The organism is Kitasatospora sp. NPDC057692 (genome assembly GCF_042799475.1).
Classification (GTDB): Bacteria; Actinomycetota; Actinomycetes; order Streptomycetales; family Streptomycetaceae; genus Kitasatospora.
Map to the genome: position 1 here is coordinate 26,321 of NZ_JBHVIV010000033.1, position 18,610 is coordinate 44,930.

Sequence of the window (18,610 nt, forward strand, 5' to 3'; positions counted from 1 at the left end):
CCCGGGTGCGCTCCTCTAGGGTCGGGCGGCATGGGGACTCTCGGGCACGGCCGCCATCGCGCCCACGTGCCCGGCCTCAGCATGTCGTCCTCGTCAGCCCGCGCACGCCTGAACCCGGAAAGCCCTGCCATGACCGCACCCGGCACCCCGCCCACCGAGCCCTGGCCGATACCGCCGGGTGGAGACGACGGCGGGGTCGAGCTGTTCCCGGTGAACTTCGGCGCCTACCGCCATCATCAGGACCTGGAAACCGAGACACAGGTGCAGGCGATCGCCGACCTGCTCGCCCCCTACGGCCTGCGCCTCAACACCTGGGACCTCCCGGAGGACAAGCGGGACAGCGAGGCCGTCGAGATCCGGCTCCGCACCTGGAGGCGGCTCTCGCCCGGGGGCGGGAACACGGTGCTCTACTGGGTCGGCCACGGCAGTGCCAGGAATCTCGCCCACTACGGCACCCCGGATCCCATCGACGACGGCCTCTCCCCAGAAGCCCTCGCCCGCGCGATCAGCAGCCGCCAACTCGACCCCGGCAACGAGGGCACCTGGGCGATCGTCGTCCTCGACGCCTGCTTCTCCCATGACTTCGCCAAGAAGGTCCACAGCACGCTCCTCGACGAGGTCGGCGATCCCCGGCACTACCTGCTGCTGTCGACCGCCGCCGAGGGCTACACCGAACTCGGCACCTTCACCGACGCCCTCAAGCGTGTCCTGACCGTCACCTTCCGCGGGCAGCCGGCCATCCGCCTCGCGCGGCTCGGTTCCGAACTCGCCGAACGACTCGGCGGCTACCGCGGTGACAGGGCCGACCACCGCGACCAGCTCGTCCGCCTCACCCCCGACGTCGCCACCGCCGTGTCCGCCCCGCTGGACCAGCTCGCGGAGCTCCAGGCCGTCATCGACCAACTGCCCGTCGACGAGCAGCGCCACTTCCTCCCCAAGGCCACCGGCGCCGAGCTCGGCGAACTCACCTGGTACTTCCACGGCCGCACCGAGCAGCGCGACCACATCCTCCACTGGCTCACCACCGCCACCCGCGGGGCGCTCGTCGTCACCGGCCCCGCCGGCTCCGGCAAGTCCGCCCTCCTCGGCCACATCCTCCTGCACACCCGCACCGGCCTGCGCGACATCCTGATACGCCGCGAGCACCTCAAGGCCCTGCCCGCCGGTACCCCGTGCCCGGACGACCCCTTCGACCTGGCCGCCCACCTGGCCGGCCTCACCCTCACCCACGCTCTGCGCCTCGTCGCCCACGCCGCCGACCTGCCCGACCTCGCCCGGCAGATCACCGACGGGCAGCCACCCGCCGACGTCGCCACCCGACTCGTCGACCGGCTCCGCACCCACCCGACCCCGCTGACCTTGCTGTTCGACGCCCTCGACGAAGCCGAACAGCCCCTCGTCATCGCCGACACCCTGTTACGCCCCCTCGCCGCCCTCCCGACCGTCCGCCTGATCATCGGCACCCGCCGCTCCACCCGCGAAGGCCCCGACCAACCCGCCCCCGCCGACACCGACATCCTCGACAGCCTCCGCCCCCGGTCCGCCACCCCCGGGACGGGCCCGGAGACCGACCTCGAGTTCGTCCAGGTGCCCCGGGACCCGAAGGCCCTGGCCGGATACCTGCACGCCAAACTCGACACCGCCAAGCGCCGCGGCACCCTCGACGCCGATGACGACCGCATCACCGCCGTCGTCCGGCGCCTCGTCACCGAACACCAGCAGGGCGGCGCCGAACCGCAGCAGTTCCTCTACGTCCGCCTCGCCGCCCACGAACTCCTCAACAACCCCGCCCTCCTCGACGACCCGAGTCCCCTGATCGGCCGGACCCACCGCCAACTCTTCACCCGCGCCCTCCACCGCCTCCACCGCACCAACCCCCACTACGCCCCCCTGCTCCAGGCCCTCGGCCTCGCCCAGGGCCGGGGCCTGCCCGACCAGGACGGCATCTGGGCCCGCACCGCCGACGCCCTGACCTCCGGCTCCGACAGCGCCGGGGGCGGCATCCCCGACCTGACCCGTGACGCCGCGCCCTATCTCGTCCTCGACCAGCAACACGGCCAGGCCGTCTACCGCCTCGCCCACCGCACCTTCACCGAGCAGTTCACCAGCGCCCCCGACACCGCCGCGGCCCATTCCCGCATCACCACCGCCCTCACCCGCCACGCCCGCCACACGGTGACAGCGGCGAACGCCCGGGACGGCGCCACCACCCCGCCGCCGGAGCTCAGTCCCTACATCCGTCACCACCTCGCCGCCCACGCCCGCCTCGGCCATTCCGCCGGCGCCCTCCACACCCTGGCCGACCACCCCGACGTCCTCGACCGCCTCGACCTCACCAGCATCACCACCGCCGCCTTCGGCCACGGCCTGCCCACCCACGAACTGCCGCCCGCCATCGCCGGAACCGTCCTCCTCCAACACGAAGCCCACCGAGCCACCGCCTTCGACCAACCCGGCGGCAGCGCCCACGCATGGCGCCGGTGGTGGCGCCGACTCGGCACCGCCTACATCCAAGGCTCCTCGCCCTCCGCCGAGGCCGGCACCGGCAGCCCCGGAGAATGGCCGCCGTCGCCGACCGTCTGGGCCGTCCAGCGACGCCAACTCCACCTCCAGATGACGGGCCACCCCGGGCGGGTCCGGGCACTGGCGGTGTTCACGGCGCCCGACGGCACCCCCCGCCTCGCCGCCGCCGGGGCCGACGGAACGGTGCAGATCTGGAACCCGGACACCGGCCGCCAGGTCGGCGAACCACTCACCGGCCACAGCGGCGCGGTCCTGGCGGTGGCGGCGTTCACCGCGCCCGACCGCACACCCCGCCTCGCCACCGGAGGCGCCGACGGAACAGTGCGGCTCTGGAACCCGGACACCGGCCGCCAGGCCGGCGAACCACTCACCGGCCACAGCGGCGCGGTCCTGGCCGTGGCGGCGTTCACCGCGCCCGACCGCACACCCCGCCTCGCCACCGGAGGCAGCGACGACACGGTCCGGCTCTGGAACCCGGATACCGGAGAGCACATCGGCAAGCGCCTCACCGGCCACAACCACCAGGTGAACGCGGTGGTGGTGTTCGCCGCGCCCAACGGCACGCCTCGCCTCGCGACCGCCAGCAACGACGGGACACTGCGGATCTGGGACCCCGCCACCGGGGACCAGGTCGGCAGGACCCTCAGCGGCGGCCAGGTCGGCACGATCCCCACCGGCCACCAGGTCGGTGGGGCCCTCACCGGCCGCAGCAGCCCGGTGCTGGCGCTGGCGTTGCTGGAGGCGCCCGGCGGAACTCCCCGCCTCGCCGCCGGAGACGACAGCGGAGAGGTGCGGATCTGGGACCCGGACACCGGGAAGCAGGTCGGAGCGACCCTCGCCAGCCACACCGGCCGGGTCACGGCGTTGGCGGTGTTCGCCGCGCCCGACGGCACCCCCAGCCTCGCCACCGCCGGCGGCGACGGAACAGTGCGGATCTGGAATCCGGACAGCGGGAAGCAGGTCGGCGTGACCCTCGCCGGCCACACCGACCGCGTTCAGGCCGTGGCGGTGTTCGCCGCGCCCGACGGAACCCCCCGCCTCGCCACCGGAGGCGACGACAAGGCCGTGCGGATATGGAACCCCGCCATCCAGGAGGAGGCGGGCGAGCAACCCACCGACCACAGCGGCACGGTGCACACCATGGCGGTGTTGGCGGCGCCCGACGGAACTCCGCGTCTCGCCACCGCCGGCGACGGCGGAATGTTGGAGGTCTGGAACCCGGGCACCGGGCTCCAGGTCGACAAGACCCTCGCCGGCCACAGCGACCGCGTTCAGGCGGTGGCGGTGTTCGCCGCACCCGACGGAACCCCCCGCCTCGCCACCGGGGGCGGCGACGACACGGTGCGGATCTGGAACCCCGTCACCGGCCGCCAGGCCCGCAGACCCCTCACCGGCCACACCGGCTGGGTGCTCGAGATAGCGGCGTTCGCGGCCCCCGACGGTACACCCCGCCTCGCCACCGTCAGCCAGGACAGGACGATTCGGATCTGGAACCCCAACCGGTACTTCAGAACCCGTATCGGCAAACCCCTCCCCAGCTTCAGCAGCGGGGCGTTGGCGGTGTTCCCAGCGCCCGACGGCACGCCCCGCCTCGCCGCCGCCGGCGGAGACAGAACGGTGCGCATCTGGAACCCGGACACCGGACAGCAGGTCGGCGCACCCCTCACCGGCCACACCGACTGGGTCATGGCGTTGGCGGTGTTCCCAGCGCCCGACGGCACGCCCCGCCTCGCCACGGCCGGCGGAGACAGAACGGTGCGCATCTGGAACCCGGACACCGGCCGCCAGGTCGGCGAACCACTCACCGGCCACAGCAGCGCGGTGTTCGCCATCACGGTGTTCTCGGCGCCCGACGGCACGCCCCGCCTCGCCACCGGGGGCGACGACGGAACGGTACGCATCTGGAACCCCACCACCCGCACAGGGCACGCGCTGCCGCTGGTGAACTCGGTCTACGCGCTGACGGCAGGCCACGGCCTACTCGTCGCCGGCACCCGAAAGGGCTTCTTCGCGATCGACCTCTCGTCCGTCCCCACCCACCCGACGAGCACCGGCAGTCCGGACTAGCGTCCTGGCGATCAAGGTGTGACGGTAGGTAGGCGCGTTCCGGTTCTGTGTCACCCTCGACGTACTCGGGGCCGGATCTGCGCGGGCGCAGGGCGTCGAGGATGTCGGTGTCGGTGGGGGCGGGTTGGTCGGGGCCTTCGTGGGTGGAGCGGCGGGCGGCGAGGGTGAGGGGTTGTTCGGCCTCGTCGAGGGCGTCGAAGAGCAAGGTCAGGACGTCGCGCAGCCGTGGGTTGGGGTGAGGTGTGGGCGTGGGATGGGCGGCCGCTCAGGCGTCGGGCGTCGTGACGAGGACGAGTTGGGTGACGGGTGCGTGCCGGCCAGTCTCCAGGGTGACCCGGTAGAGGTCCGGGGCGTCCGCGGTGAAGCGGGCCGACAGGGCGCCGTCCGTGCGGTCCGGGTCGCGGCGCAGGGTGAGGGGGCGGCCGGGGTGGCGGCCGGTGGTGGCGGAGCGCACGCTCAAGGTGACACCCGCCGGGGACTCCAGGCCGGTGACCGTGAGAATGAGCGGCTCCCCGAGCGTCCCTCCGAGCCGGGGGACTTCCAGGCCGGGCCCGGCGTCAACGCCTCCGGGGCCGAGGTTGGCCCCCTGAGGGCGCTCCACGGCGATACGGCGGATCTGCCGCAGGACCTCGTCGTGGCGCATCAGGGTGCCGTGCTGACCGAACACGTAGGTGACCGCCTCGGTGCCGAAGCAGGCGGAGGGCAGGTGGACGGTGCCGTCGCCGGAGGCATCGCGGCGGGCCGGGATGCCGGTGGCCGGATCGCGGACAAGTTCGCCGTCCTCGCCGACGTCGAACGCGTACCGGCGGCCCACCGCGATCGCCAGGCCGGCATGCCCCTGCTGTTCGTCGAGGGTCTGCATGGTCGGCTGGGCCTCGCCGACGACCGCCCGGTGTCCGGGCAGTGCGAACCCGCTCACGCGGTGGCGCGCGTGCTCGCCGAGCGACCGGGCGGCCAGGTCCCGGTCACCGCCGAAGCGGGCGACATCGCCCGGGGTAAGGCGCTCGACGTCCAGGCCGAGGTCCAGGCATCGGTAGCCGGGCAGTAGGTCGTGGACGCCGGGCAGGGTCGCTGCCATCGCCTGCACCCGCCGCAGCAGCCACGTCTGCTTGGCCCCGGTGTTCAGGAGGTTGAGCGCCAGGACGGACTTCACCGAGCCGAGGAACGGCGTTCCGACGGTGACTACCGCCCGGGTGTCCGCGGCGAGTTCCGGGTCCTGCTCCAGTGCGGCCCGCACCACCAGCCCGCCCATCGAGTGCGCCACGAACAGCAGCCGCGGCTGCCGCGCCCCCGCCGCCGCCCATTCGGGCCGGGCGGCGAGCCGCTCGCGCCACCGCTCCAGATGCGCGCGGGCCGTACGGGCCAGCAGCGCGGCGTTGTAGGAGACCGCGATCCGCCAGTCGTAGGGAAACGGCGCCACCGCCTCCGGCGCCAGCGTGACCTTTCGCAGAGCCGTGACCGCCTCGCTGTAGGGGTCGAGGCCTTCGAGGACGGGCAGCCACCACGGCCTGGCCAGCAGACCGGTCGCCCGGACGCGGGTCAGCGGTGCCCGCCGGGCTGTGCCGGCGTCTGCGGCCTGCTCCCGGGCGTCCGCACGCAGGGCTCCGAACAGGTCCTCGCCCATCGGCGAGCTGGTCAGCATCCGAAGATCGGCGCCCCACAGCGGGCGGCCCGTGACGGTGTCCTCAAGGACGCTGCCCATGATGCCCGGTACCACTACGCACGCATCCCGGGTCCGGTTCTCGAACACCGGCGGCACCCCCGCCCACGGCACCCCGAGTTCCGTCCCGTCAGCCCCCACCATCCCCATGCCGTCCGACGATAGAGGAGCGCACCCTCCCGGGTACGGGCTTCACCGAAGAAAAGCGCCGTCCACCCGCTCTGCGCCGTGGCGGCTCTCCCTCCCGACTCGCCGCCCGAGGAACGGCCCCAGAGCATCGGACGGCACGGCCGGGCGGGGCGTTGGCGGGGCTGTGGAATGCAGAGGTGGTCTGACCGGTGTCCGGTGGGCGCGGATCGAGCCGCTGCTGCCGGTGAGCAGCGGGCGGTGCGGCCGGTGGCGGAATCTCCGACGATGGTGAACGGGGTATCGCACCGGATCCGCACCGACTTTCCGTGGCGGGATCTCCCCGAGCGGTACGGGCCGTGGAAGACGGCGCACGAGCGGCACCGGCGCTGGTCGGCGGACGGCACCTGGCAGATGCTCCTGCACCGGATCCAGGCCCAGGAGGACACGGCCGGGACACGGACGCGCAGTTCCGCTCGTGATCGCCAGGACAGCACCCCCAGGAAGCGGCCTACTCCCTTCTTCCGAGGCCGAGTGCGACCGGGGACCGATCCGGACGAGAATCCTCCACATCTAGCGTGGCGGTCATGACGGAAGCCCGCACCGCCCTGATCGAAGGTCTCATGGACCGCTTCCCGGACATTCCCCGGGAAGCGGTGATCAAGGAGGACCTGCTGCGCGGCGGCATCGCCTTCGATGCCGCCGCGCTGAGTGACAACCAGGACGGGGACGTCAAACCGAAGTCGTACTTCATCTTCTCCTTCGACCACGGCACCCTGCCCGAGCTGGGCCAGGCCGCGCTGCGCCGCCCGCCGGAGGAGATCGTGCTGACCGGCGGGCCCTACGGGCTGCGCCGCACGGTGGTGTCGGTCCGGGTGAACCCCGCCTCGCCCTACCGGGTGGCCCCCGGCGCCGACGGGCGGCTGGGCCTGTATCTGGACGGGGAGCGGATCGCCGATGCCGGTCTGCCGCCGATGCCGGACTACTACCGGCACACCCTGGCGAGCGGGAAGTCGGTGATGGAGGTCGCCCCGACCATCCAGTGGGGCTATCTGATCTATCTGACGGTGTTCCGGGTCTGCCAGTACTTCGGCGCCAAGCAGGAGTGCCAGTACTGCGACATCAACCACAACTGGCACCAGCACAAGGCCGCGGGCCGCCCCTACACCGGCGTCAAGCCCGTCGAGGAGGTCCTGGAGGCGCTGGAGATCATCGACCGGCACGACGTCGCCGGCGCTTCCACCGCCTACACGCTGACCGGCGGGGCGATCACCTCACGGGTCGGGGGGCTGGACGAGGCCGACTTCTACGGGCAGTACGCCAAGGCGATCGAGGAGCGGTTCCCCGGCCGCTGGATCGGCAAGGTCGTCGCCCAGGCCCTGCCCAAGGAAGCCGTGCGGCGCTTCCACGACCACGGGATCCGGATCTACCACCCCAACTACGAGGTGTGGGACCGGCGCCTGTTCGAACTGTACTGCCCCGGGAAGGAACGGCACGTCGGCCGCGACGAATGGCACCGGCGCATCCTGGACTCCGCCGAGATCTTCGGGCCGCGCAACGTGATCCCGAACTTCGTCGCGGGGGTCGAGATGGCCGAGCCCTACGGTTTCACCGGTGTCGGCGAGGCCATCGACTCCACCATCGAGGGCCTGCGGTTCTTCATGTCGCACGGCATCACCCCGCGCTTCACCACCTGGTGCCCGGAGCCCACCACTCCCCTGGGCAAGGCCAACCCGCACGGAGCGCCACTGGAGTACCACGTCCGGCTGCTTGAGGCGTACCGGGCGACGATGCAGGAGTTCGGACTGAGCTCGCCGCCCGGCTACGGGCCGGCCGGCCCCGGGAACGCCGTCTTCTCCGTCAGCTCCTTCATGGACACCCTCCCCGCACAGTCGCAGGAGGCGAAGCAGTGAACTTCCGTACACCGATCCCCGCGCTGTTCCCCGGCGCCTCGGGCCGTATCGTCACCGCGCTGACCGCCCACCGGGCGACGAACGCCGGGGCGCCGCTGACGCTCACGGACCTGGCCCGTGACGCGTCCGTCGCCGCCACCCAACTGGAGGCCACGCTCTTCCGCCTCGGTCTCCTGGGCCTGATCGAGCCGCGTGGGCGTGGAGCGGATGTGCGGCCGGTCGCAGGGCACGTCGTGTGGAAGGCACTGGACGGCCTGGCCGACCTGCGGCAGCACGTGGTGGAGGAAGTCCGCGAACGTGCCGCCGCGGACCTCACCCCCGCCCCCGCCCTGCTCGCCATCGCCGGTCCCGTCGCGGACGGCACCGCCACCCACCCGGCCGACGTCCTGGAACTGATCGTCGTCCCGCCCCCCACAGCCCCCGAGGACTGGGCCGAGCAGGCGGAGCGCATGGCCGCGCGACTCTCCCGCCACCTGGGCAACGTCGTCACCCTGCGCACAGCGGCGCCCGACGCCGACGCCGCCCGCTCGGCCGGACCCGATGCCTTCCTCGTCATCCCGCCGGACAGTGCGCGGTAGATCACGCCCGCCCGGCCGACGTGCCCCACAGCGCGCCCAACCAGCCCTGATCTCCAGTGGGCACCCCCGCCGACGGTCCTCACCCTCCACATTCGACTGCGCTTCGGGAGCGTCGGCCACAGCATCGACAACCAGTTCGGAAGTAAGCGGACATGACGGTGACACACCTGCCTCCATCCAGGCAGCCATTCAATCGAACTGAATAAACCAGCGCCCTCTGACTCAAAGATCCGCAGGTCACCAAGGGTCGACCCCGTGCTCGCGGAGGTCGCTCCATCGATGAGGGCATCGGCCTGCTTCCCGAGGCCGGGCCGGGACGACGCCGGCGTTGTTCCACACCGTCCCGCCGAAGCCGCCGCCGGCTCACAACCGCCTCGGCGCCGATCACCCGCCCTCAGAACCCGCCCGACACCGGGCTGCCGCGCCACACCCCGGGGGGCAGTGCCAGGCCCGGACGTGCGTCAGGACAGGAGGCCGCGCCAGCGTTCGGCGGAGTCGAGCATGTCCTGGATGACCCGCTCCAGGAACGCGCCCGCCTTGGCCAGTCGCTGTGCCACCGGGCTGTCCGGCTCCCATCCCTCCAGGAGGTCCGTCGCGGCGTGCGCCGTGTCCAGGGTCTGCCGGGAGCTGATCACGATCGACCGGTACCAGGCCTCGTCGTCGTGGACGTAGACGTCGCGGCGCCGCTGGGGGTCGCGTTCGCGGCGGATGTAGCCGCTCTCTACGAGGGAGTTGACGGCCACCGAGACGGAGGCCGGGCTGACCCTCAGCCTGCGGGCCAGCTCGGCGGCGGTGCGCCTGCCGTCCTCGGACAGCAGCAGGTCGACGTGCACGCGCGCCATCATCCTCGGCATCCCCGACCTGACCGCGGCCTCCACGATCACCTCCGCCACCGCGTCGACCGCCGGCCCGGGCGCGGGCCGGGTCGGCGGCGCGCCCCGCCTGGCCCGTCGGGCCGCCGCCTGCTGGGCCTGCTGGGGCCGGTAGGCGGAAGCGCCGCCGTTGCGCGCGACCTCCCGGCTGATCGTCGAGGTCGGCCGGTCGAGCCGTCTGGCGATCTCGGCGAAGGGGAGCCGGTCGGCGAGTCCGGCCGAGATCCGTTGGCGCTCCTGCGGGGTCAAGCGTCCTCCTGGCATGCCGCCAGTATTGCCTTCGGCGGCATTCATTGCAACGAATCGTTGCATTCGACGGCAGCCCTGTTGCATCAATTTACGGCTTCCCACCTGGGAATACGGGAATTCCATAATTGACGACACCCTGAACGCAACGTAGCTTTCGAAATATACCGAACACACTTCGGAAGCACCTCCCCGCGAGCCGAGGAACAGTCATGAGCGAGTCCCCGCACACCGACACGACGCTGCCGACGACCCGCCGGTCCGGCTGCCCCTTCGATCCGCCCGCCGAGCTGCTGGAAAGCCGGCAGCTCGGCCCCATCAGCCGTTTCACCCACGTCGGCGGAAACCCCGGCTGGTTGATCACCGGCTACGAGCTCGTCAGGTCCGTCCTGGCCGACCCGCGCTTCAGCTCGCGCAAGGACCTGATGAACGTCGTCGACTTCGCTCTCCCGCCCGCGCCGCCCGGCGAGTTCCTGCTCACGGACGACCCGGAGCACAGTCGCTACCGCAAGCCCCTGGTGGGGAGGTTCACCGCCCGGCGGATGCGGCAGCTCACCGAACGCATCGAGCGGATCACCTCCGACTGCCTGGACGCGATGGAGCAGGGCGGCTCCTCGGCCGACCTGGTGGCGGCCTTCGCCAAGCCCGTCCCCGCCATCGTCATCTGCGAGCTGCTGGGCGTCCCGTACGAGGACCGCGGCTCCTTCCAGAGCCAGATCGAGACCTTCCTCGGCGGGGAGACCGACGAGAACGAGCTGATCGCCGCCTACACGGCCACCCAGCGCTACCTAGCGCAGCTGGTGGCCGCCAAACGCGCCCACCCCACCGACGACGTGCTCAGCGACCTCACCGACAGCGACCTCACCGACGAGGAACTCCAGGGCATCGCGCTCATCCTGCTCTCCGCCGGGTTCGACACCACCGCCAACACCCTCGCCCTCGGCACCTTCGCCCTCCTCCAGAACCCCGCCCAACTGGCCGCCCTGCGCGCCGATCCCGCCCTCGTCGACCAGGCGGTGGAGGAACTGCTGCGGTACCTCACCGTCGCCAAGACCTTCATGCGGACGGCTCTGGAGGACGTCGAACTCGCCGGTGCGACCATCGCGGCCGGCACGACTGTCGTCCTCTCGTACCGGACCGCCAACCGCGACCCCGACCGCTTCACCGACCCGCACGCCCTCGACCTCCGCCGCCGGGACGGCGGCCACCTCGCCTTCGGCCACGGCGCCCACCAGTGCCTCGGCCAGCAGCTCGCCCGCGTCGAACTGCGCGTCGCCCTCCGCGCCCTCCTCGACCGCTTCCCCGCCCTCCGCCTCGCCGTCCCGCCCGAGGACGTCCCCCTGCGCCCCGAGGCCGCCGACGTCCACGGCGTCAAGAGCCTCCCCGTCACCTGGGCGCCCTGACCTGCCCCGCCCACCACCTTCGAGATGTGGGCCGCCACGGCAGGGTCACCACTGGCGGCAGAAGGGACCGAACCCGGCCTCCGCGGCGACCGCATCGAGATCGAAGGGCGGCCGGAACCGTCTCGGCACGCCGGGGGCCGTCCGCTCGACCACCTCGCGCGTGAGGCGGTTCTCCCAGCGCAGCCGGCCGCAGGAGCAGCCGATCGCCCCGTCCCGGCCGATGAGGACCACCAGCCACCGGCTCCCGCCGCAGTCGCAGACGAGGCGCTCCACCGTCGGTACGCGCGACACGGCCCGCAGGTTCCGGCGACCCACGGTGTACAGCTCCCCATCGAGGTGCAGCCGCTCCGCGATCACCACCTCGACCGCCCCGGCCTGACGCAGGGCCAGTTCGAAGGCCTCGCGGGCGCGCTCTTCCAGGGCATCGATGAACGGCCGGGACTCGGCTGCCGCGTCGAACTCCGGGTCCTCGTCCCCCGTTTCCAGCGTCTGGGCGAGCAGCAGCAGGCGCTCCCTCAGGAGCAGTCGGTTCTCGGCGAGGGGTTCCGCGCGGCGGAGGAGTTCGTCCCGGATCCCGGCGGGTGCGTCGTCGACGGCGCGGGCCGCGGCCCGCGCCCGGCGGAGGATCTCCTGGTGGTCGGCGGAGAGGCTACGGGGCAGGAGGTAGCCGCCCCGGTAGCGGCGTGCAAGCCTCCACAGGCCCGGATCACAGCGCTTCGTGATGAGGTCGAGCGGGGAGGGCGACGGCAGGTCCGGATGGCTCTCCAGCACGAGCCGGTGTTTCCACCAGATGTGGCGCGGGCCGACCAGGGGTTTGTCCCAGAGGGTCGGTGAGTCCCTGACGGGGGCCTCGCCCTCGGGGGCGGCGTGTGCGGGGCCGGGGGGCGCGTCGCGGGGCCGGCGGGCGTCCGGGGTGGGTCGCCGCGCCGGCCCCTTCTCCTGAAGCTCCTGGCCCTCGACGCCGCTTGCGTCCTCTGCCGTCATGCGCCCTTCCCTCCCCCGGCCCCGACCTCGGACTCTATCCCCGGTTCCCGCTCGTGCGGAGGCGCGGCCGGGTCTCCGGCTTCACCGGGGCGAAGGCGCCACGAGAGCGGCGGCGAGTTCGCGCCACTCCCGCTCCGGCAGGGCGGCCGGATCGGCACTCAGTACCTGCAGGCAGACGTGGTCGGCCCCCGCGTCGAAGTGCTCCCGCACGCGCCGGCGGATCGTCCCGGTGTCGCCGTACGCGACGATCGCGTCCACCAGGCGGCGGCTCGGGCCGCCCGTGACGTCCTCGTCACCGAAGCCGAGCCTGCGGACGTTCGCCTGCTGGTGCGGTGCCATGGCGAGGTATCCGGCGACGTGTGCCGCGGCCACCTCCCGGGCGCGGCCGCGGTCGGTGTCCAGGACGACGGCCTGCTCGACCCCGAGAAAGGCGTCCGGCCCCATGATCGCCCGGGCCTGCGCGGTGTGCTCGACGGGCACGAAGTAGGGGTGCGCGCCCCAGGTGCGTTCGGCGGCCAGTTCGAGCATCTTCGGGCCGAGGGCGGCCAGGACGCGGCGGGGGGCCGGGTCGGGTACCGGGCCGTGGGCGGGGGTGGCGTCCATGGCGTCGAGGTAGGCGCGCATCGTGGCGAGCGCCCTGCCGCGGGCCGGGACGGGATAGCCGTCCACCTCGACCACCGTGTCGTCGACCCGGTGCCCGCCGAGGCCGAGCAGGTAGCGCCCGGGGAAGGCCTCACCGACCGTGCGGGTCGCGTTGGCCATGGCGATCGGGTCCCGGAAGGCGATGTTGGCGATCCCGGAGGCCACGGTGATCCGGCGGGTCGCGGACAGCAGTAACCACGCCTGGCCCACCGTGTCGCGGCCGAACGCCTCGCCGTGCCAGATGGCTCCGTAGCCCAACTCCTCCAGTTCCGCGGCCGATTCGCGTACGCGTCCGGCGGGTTGGCCTTCGTAGGCGAAGGTCCAGATCCCGACCCGGCCGAGCCCGGTCCGTGCGTCCTCAGTCATCCTTCATCTCCTCTGGCGGCTATCCGGAGAGGTTCTCCGGTTTCTGTCGGCTAGGATACGGAGAACCTCTCCGGTTCGCCATCCCGGGAGCCGACCGAAGGGCGCGACGATGACGAGCAGTCAGGGACCCACTCCGGCCGAGCCTTCGCAGCGCACGGACGCCCGCCTCAACCGGGAACGCCTGGTGGCGGCGGCGCGCGACGTGTTCGCCGAGGCCGGGCCGGGCGCCTCCCTCAACGAGATCGCCCGCCGGGCGGGGGTGGGCCCCGGCACCCTGTACCGCCACTTCCCCAACCGCTCGGCCCTGCTGACCGCGGTGCTCGGGGACCGCATCGAGACCCTGGGCGCGCACGCGGAACGACTACTCGCCTCGGAGGACGCCGACGCCGCCCTGGAGCAGTGGCTCAGGGCCTTCCTCACCCACGCCCGCGTGCACCAGGGCATGGGCAGCGCCCTGTTGGTGGAGTCGGCGGGCGCGTTGGGCTTCGACTGCCGGCGACGCATCCTGGACATGGCGGCCGCCCTGCTCGCCCGGGCTCAACGGCACGGCACGGCCCGCGCCGACCTGGCCGCCGACGACCTCCTCCGACTCGTCATCGGGATCGCGCTGGCCACGGCCCACGACGATCAGGCCGGGCAGCAGCCCGAGCGGCTGCTGGACCTGGTGCTGGACGCCGCGCACGGGGCACCGCGCCGGAGGAAGTGACTCCCGCCCCGGCCGGGAGCCGGTCCCCCGCCGCCCGAAGCCGATCCGGAGAGCCCGACGCCCAGTTCACCGGCCGCGGCAGAAGACGGATCACGCCCACCGAGGCGCCGACGATCCGCGAGGTACGGCCGGCGCGAACCGTCCGGCTGCGCGGCCCGATCGGAACCGGGGCCTGCTCCGGCACGGCTCCGCCGTCCGGCAACTCGACACCCACCGGTCGTCGCCCGCTACGGCAAGGCCGACCTCCGTGCACGCGGCGGCGACAGGACACCTGAGGGCCGAGGACCCGGCGCGGGAATCACGCGCAGTCAGGACAGCCGGCGACATGGTCGGCGTGCAGGGACTTGAGCAGCGCGAAGTCGGCGTCGATCGCACGACTGGAATACGAGGCGAGGGCGCCCAGCCCCACGTGCTCACCGTTCTTGAGGATCAGTCCGGGAGCCCCCGCCGGGGCCGGGCCAGGGCCGTCACCGGTGTCGATCGCGCTGATGGCGCACCACGGAACGGCCTTCGAGCGCCCCAGACCACGTTCGGTGAGACCCGTGGAGTCGATCCGCACGCCCATGACACAGCTGCGGAACGCAACCCAGGCACCGCCTGCGAGGATCACGGCGTAGAGGGCCACGCCCGCGGGATCGACCTCGCCGCTGACCAGCATCAGGGCGCCGATCAGCGCGAAAACACCCCCCACCATGAAGAGAGCTACGCGCTGCCCCGGCCTGCGGAGCGTCCGGGCCAGTATCGGGGGCGGTGTCGTGGACTCCATGGCCCCAACCTTAAGCCGTAGCCCGTACGCCCCGTAGGCGTTCTACCGCCACAAGATCGGCGACACCCGCTCGACGAGTTCAGCCCGCCACCGGAACCGGAGCCCGGGCGGCGGGCGCGGCCGCCCGGCCTGTGGTGGAGGCCGCAACTGACGTAACGTCGGCTCCGTCCGGCTCACCACCGCGCACCATGGAGGACGGCACCGTGCAGAGCATCGGCATCATCGGAGTGGGCGAGATCGGCCGGGCGATCGTCGAAGGCCTGCGCAACGACGGCGGCGACGGTGACTTCACGCCTCCGGACGTCCACCTCTCCCCCCGAGGTGCCCGCACCGCCGCCGAGCTGGCCGAGCGCTTCGGGGGCGTCCGGGTGTGCGCCGACAACCAGGAGGTGGTGGACCGCTCCGAGACGGTGGTCATCGCCCTGCGCCGCCAGGACCACCGCGAGGCGCTCGCCGGGCTGCAGGTGGACGACGACCGGACCGTGGTCAACCTGATCGCCGGCGTCTCCACCGAGGACCTGCGCCGGACCCTCGCCACCGGCGCCGCGATCGTGGGCGCCATCCCGCTGCCGGCCGTGCGCGAGCGCCGGTCGGTCACCGTGACCCACCCCTCCCACCCGGTGGCGGACGCCCTCTTCGGCCGGTTGGGCGGTGTGCTCCCCGTCGCGGACCAGGAGGCCTTCAACGTCTTCTCCGCGCTGACCTCGACCCTCACCGCCCACTACGCCTACCTCACCACGCTCACCTCCTGGGCCACCGGCCACGGCATCGCCCCCGACGCCGCCGACCACTACGTGCGCGGCCTCTTCCAGAACGTCGGCCGCTCCCTGGGCGACGCGACGCGCCCCCTGCACCGACTCGCCGCCGACCACGAGACACCCGGCGGCAGCAACGAACGCATCCGCACCACCTGGTTCGATCCGGCCAACGCCGCAGCCCTCAAGGACGCCCTGGACGGCCTCCTCACCCACCTGAACCAGGAGCGCCCGGGCCGGCGATAGGCGGCCAGCGACCGGCACCCAGGGGCCGCACAGCCGCCACGGACACGAACTGACAGGATGGCCCCATGGATGCAACGGACCTCGGCGAGCTCGTGGTGCGCCGCGCCGGGGAATCGGACACGGACGCCCTGGCCGGCATCGACTCGGTCGCGCTCCAGGGCGACGGGGCGCGCGTGGCGAGCATCCGGCGGTGGTGCCGGCAGGGCCTGGCGGTCGTCGCGGAGGGTGCGTCCGGTCCGCTCGGCTACTGCGTGGTCGAGTACACCTTCTTCGAACAGGGCTTCGTCACGATGGTGATGGTCGCCCCGTCCGCTCGGGGTGGCGGTGTCGGCAGGAAGTTGCTGGACGCCGTGGCGGCCGGGTGCGAAACCCCGAAGCTGTTCACCTCGACCAACGTCTCCAACCAGCCGATGCAGCGGCTGCTCCAGGGAGCCGGGTGGAGTCCGGTCGGCCTCCTCCACGGCCTGGACGAGGGCGACCCCGAGCTGTTCTACCTCTGTCCGGCGCGCACGCCCGACCGTCGTTCCGACCTGCCCGCCCCGCCGCCGCCGACGCCGACGCCGAGAGGCTGAACCGGCCGGGAGCGTCAGTCGTCCACCACGGGCGGCCGACTGCCCGCGCTCGCCGGGTACACCGCGTCCAGCAGGCCGCGGACGAAGCGATCGGGGTCGCCCAGGCCAGCGGCGGCCAGCGTGCGGGGGCCGTCCGCCAGCAGGTGGAGGACGGCGCCGTGCAGGGCGAGCGTCACACCGGCGGCCCGCTGCGCGGTGACGGGAAGCCCTGCGGCCCGCTGGGCCCGTTCGAAGCCCTCGAAGTCGGCGGTGGCGATCCCGTCGAGGATCTCCGACAGCCAGGGCTTGCGGGCGGCCTCGGTCTGCAGCTCCAGATAGGCGAGCATGCGGAGCCGCCCCGGGCCGGCGAGGTTGGTGAGCAGCCCGCGGAACAGGAGCACCAGGCCTTCACGGTCGGCGGGCCCCGCCTCGGGGGCCGCCACCTGCGCCGTTGCCGCGCGGTACTGCTCCACGCACCGCTCGGCCACCGTGCGCAGCAGGGCGTCCCGGGTCGGGAAGTAGTTCTTCGCGGTTCCCAGCGGCACACCCGCGGCCGCGTCGACGGCCCGGTGGGTCAGGCCGCGCCCTCCGGCCTCGGCCAGCACCTCGACGGCCGCGTCGCCCAGCAGGTTCCGGCGCTCCGGATTCACCGTCAACTCCCCTTTTCCATCGGCTCCTTGTTTACACTACCCCACCCGTGGTACCACATATGTGGTAGCCGGCGAGGCTGCGGTGAGCACCACCGAGCCGCGACGGCCCGCCGATGGCCTCCGCTCAGGCGGGGGGAGAGCCGTCCCTGTGACATCGGAAGAAAGGGAGTCGAACGATGGACACGCGAGACCACGGCGCCCCGTGGGGCACCACCCGCATGGCGCCGTACGCCGAGACCGACCTGGTTCCCGTACTCACCCCGGTGATCGACCCCGAGACCCAGCTGGCCGTGCTCATCGACGGGAGCGGCCGCACGGTCGAACTCGTCGACCACCTGACCGTCAGCAGCCCCGCGAACTCCACCAGCACCAGCAGCAGCACCCAGAACTCCACCAGCACCAGCACTGCGGACAGCTACGACTCCGACAACAACTCGGACTCCGACTCGGACTCGGACTCGGACCCCAGCGGCTGGTGATGACGGACCCGAGCGGGTCGGTCCTGGTCCTGACCGGCCACCATGACGTGACCGCCGACCTGGTCCTGCGCATCCTCGCGGACCGCCGGGTCCCGGTGGTCCGTCTCGACCCGGGCGCCGACCTGCACGCGGGTGCCACGCTGACCGCCGCGTACCGCACGGGCGACCAGCGCGGCACCCTGCGCACGGCGAGCCGGGAACTCGACCTCACCGCGGTGCGCTCCGTCTGGACCCGCCGCCCCTCGCCCTTCCAGGGCCCCGGCGAGCTGGAGGAACAGGACCGCCGGTTCGCCGGATCGCAGTCCCAGTGGGGCGTCGGCGGCATCCTGGCGTCGCTCCCCGGAGCCCACTACGTGAACCACCCGTGGAGCAACCGGGCCGCGGAGTACAAGCCGGCCCAGCTCGCCACCGCGCAGCGCAGCGGCTTCCCGGTCCCCAGCACCGTGATCACCAACGACCCGGCCGAGGCACGGGAGTTCATCGCCCGCCAAAGCACCGGTGTGGTCTACAAGCCGCTGTGGAACACCCCGTACAAGGTCGGCGGCCAGGCGCGGCAGGTGTGGGTGCGGGAGGTGCGCGCGCACGAGATCACCGCTGCGGTGGCCGCCTGCCCCCACCTGTTCCAGGCCACGGTGGAGAAGGCCTTCGACGTCCGGGTCACGGCGGTCGGCAACCGGCTGTTCGCGGTCCGGATCGACAGTCCTGACCTCGACTGGCGGCGGCGCCAATCCCTCATGGAGTGCACGCCGATCGACGTCCCCGACCGGGTCGCGCGCTCGGTCTCCTCCTATCTCGCCACCTGCCGACTCGCCTTCGGCGCGTTCGACTTCGCCGTCACGGCGGCCGGTGACTGGTACTTCCTCGAGTGCAATCCCAACGGGCAGTGGGCCTGGCAACCCGCCCCGGTCACCGACGCGATCGCCCGCGCCCTCGCCGACCGGCTCCAGAAGGGCCCCGAAGCCTGAACCGGCCGGCGGGACCCCACGGCGGTACGGCCGCCGTCCTCGTCCGCCTCCTGCGCCGCCTCGCCCGGGTGCTCGTTCGTGAAGCGCGCGTCGGAGCGCGTCGGAGCGCGGC

Annotated in this window: 16 protein-coding genes; 10 read left to right on the forward strand and 6 right to left on the reverse strand. The window is 72.8% G+C overall.

Annotated features, from left to right (window positions below):
* Positions 1 to 129: 129 nt before the first annotated feature.
* Positions 130 to 4,590 (forward strand): AAA family ATPase, encoded by a 4,461-nt coding sequence (locus ACFVFS_RS20020; protein ID WP_380625927.1) that lies wholly within the window; start codon positions 130 to 132, stop codon positions 4,588 to 4,590.
* Positions 4,591 to 4,855: 265 nt separating this feature from the next.
* On the opposite strand, the gene ACFVFS_RS20025 is transcribed toward ACFVFS_RS20020, so the two are convergent.
* Positions 4,856 to 6,292, reverse strand: coding sequence for a hypothetical protein (locus tag ACFVFS_RS20025; protein WP_380625928.1), 1,437 nt, complete (start codon positions 6,290 to 6,292; stop codon positions 4,856 to 4,858).
* 276 nt (positions 6,293 to 6,568) lie between these two features.
* Between ACFVFS_RS20025 and ACFVFS_RS20030 the strand changes: the two genes are divergently transcribed.
* Genes ACFVFS_RS20030 through ACFVFS_RS20040 form a run of 3 tightly spaced genes read left to right on the forward strand, consistent with a single transcriptional unit; the run spans position 6,569 to position 8,867 of the window.
* On the forward strand, positions 6,569 to 6,967 hold the full coding sequence (locus ACFVFS_RS20030; protein ID WP_380625978.1) for a transposase: 399 nt from the start codon (positions 6,569 to 6,571) through the stop codon (positions 6,965 to 6,967).
* Positions 6,964 to 8,289: a radical SAM protein gene (locus ACFVFS_RS20035; RefSeq protein ID WP_380625929.1), complete on the forward strand. Its 1,326-nt coding sequence runs from the start codon at positions 6,964 to 6,966 to the stop codon at positions 8,287 to 8,289. The genes ACFVFS_RS20030 and ACFVFS_RS20035 overlap by 4 nt, the downstream gene beginning before the upstream one ends.
* Positions 8,286 to 8,867: a hypothetical protein gene (locus ACFVFS_RS20040; protein WP_380625930.1), complete on the forward strand. Its 582-nt coding sequence runs from the start codon at positions 8,286 to 8,288 to the stop codon at positions 8,865 to 8,867. Before ACFVFS_RS20035 ends, ACFVFS_RS20040 begins: the two co-directional genes overlap by 4 nt.
* A 461-nt stretch (positions 8,868 to 9,328) precedes the next feature.
* On the opposite strand, the gene ACFVFS_RS20045 is transcribed toward ACFVFS_RS20040, so the two are convergent.
* Positions 9,329 to 9,988, reverse strand: coding sequence for a helix-turn-helix domain-containing protein (locus ACFVFS_RS20045; protein ID WP_380625931.1), 660 nt, complete (start codon positions 9,986 to 9,988; stop codon positions 9,329 to 9,331).
* Positions 9,989 to 10,197: 209 nt separating this feature from the next.
* Between ACFVFS_RS20045 and ACFVFS_RS20050 the strand changes: the two genes are divergently transcribed.
* Positions 10,198 to 11,388, forward strand: a complete 1,191-nt coding sequence (locus tag ACFVFS_RS20050; RefSeq protein ID WP_380625932.1) for a cytochrome P450 — start codon at positions 10,198 to 10,200, stop codon at positions 11,386 to 11,388.
* Between the two features lie 45 nt (positions 11,389 to 11,433).
* On the opposite strand, the gene ACFVFS_RS20055 is transcribed toward ACFVFS_RS20050, so the two are convergent.
* A complete protein-coding gene (locus ACFVFS_RS20055; RefSeq protein WP_380625933.1) occupies positions 11,434 to 12,372 on the reverse strand; it encodes a hypothetical protein in 939 nt (312 codons plus the stop codon).
* 81 nt (positions 12,373 to 12,453) lie between these two features.
* On the reverse strand, positions 12,454 to 13,380 hold the full coding sequence (locus tag ACFVFS_RS20060; protein ID WP_380625934.1) for a TIGR03620 family F420-dependent LLM class oxidoreductase: 927 nt from the start codon (positions 13,378 to 13,380) through the stop codon (positions 12,454 to 12,456).
* Between the two features lie 109 nt (positions 13,381 to 13,489).
* Here ACFVFS_RS20060 and ACFVFS_RS20065 point away from each other — a divergent pair, with 109 nt between their 5' ends.
* A complete protein-coding gene (locus ACFVFS_RS20065; RefSeq protein WP_380625935.1) occupies positions 13,490 to 14,086 on the forward strand; it encodes a TetR/AcrR family transcriptional regulator in 597 nt (198 codons plus the stop codon).
* A gap of 298 nt (positions 14,087 to 14,384) precedes the next feature.
* Here ACFVFS_RS20065 and ACFVFS_RS20070 read toward each other — a convergent pair whose 3' ends face one another.
* The gene (locus ACFVFS_RS20070) at positions 14,385 to 14,852 is read right to left on the reverse strand and encodes a hypothetical protein (protein ID WP_380625936.1); all 468 of its coding nucleotides are present in this window, start codon (positions 14,850 to 14,852) and stop codon (positions 14,385 to 14,387) included.
* Positions 14,853 to 15,040: 188 nt separating this feature from the next.
* Between ACFVFS_RS20070 and ACFVFS_RS20075 the strand changes: the two genes are divergently transcribed.
* Complete coding sequence (locus tag ACFVFS_RS20075) at positions 15,041 to 15,853, forward strand: NAD(P)-binding domain-containing protein (protein WP_380625937.1); 813 nt, start codon at positions 15,041 to 15,043, stop codon at positions 15,851 to 15,853.
* Positions 15,854 to 15,918: 65 nt separating this feature from the next.
* Positions 15,919 to 16,425: a GNAT family N-acetyltransferase gene (locus ACFVFS_RS20080; protein WP_380625938.1), complete on the forward strand. Its 507-nt coding sequence runs from the start codon at positions 15,919 to 15,921 to the stop codon at positions 16,423 to 16,425.
* A 14-nt stretch (positions 16,426 to 16,439) separates the two neighbouring features.
* Here the strand turns inward: ACFVFS_RS20080 and ACFVFS_RS20085 are convergent, their stop codons facing one another.
* Positions 16,440 to 17,054 carry a TetR/AcrR family transcriptional regulator gene (locus tag ACFVFS_RS20085; protein WP_380625979.1) on the reverse strand — a complete coding sequence of 205 codons (615 nt, stop codon included), beginning with the start codon at positions 17,052 to 17,054 and terminating at the stop codon, positions 16,440 to 16,442.
* A gap of 176 nt (positions 17,055 to 17,230) precedes the next feature.
* Here ACFVFS_RS20085 and tgmA point away from each other — a divergent pair, with 176 nt between their 5' ends.
* Together tgmA and tgmB are read left to right on the forward strand one after the other, a co-directional pair.
* On the forward strand, positions 17,231 to 17,533 hold the full coding sequence (tgmA, locus tag ACFVFS_RS20090; protein WP_380625939.1) for a putative ATP-grasp-modified RiPP: 303 nt from the start codon (positions 17,231 to 17,233) through the stop codon (positions 17,531 to 17,533).
* The gene (tgmB, locus tag ACFVFS_RS20095) at positions 17,533 to 18,498 is read left to right on the forward strand and encodes an ATP-grasp ribosomal peptide maturase (RefSeq protein ID WP_380625940.1); all 966 of its coding nucleotides are present in this window, start codon (positions 17,533 to 17,535) and stop codon (positions 18,496 to 18,498) included. The genes tgmA and tgmB overlap by 1 nt, the downstream gene beginning before the upstream one ends.
* The last annotated feature ends 112 nt before the right edge of the window (positions 18,499 to 18,610 follow it).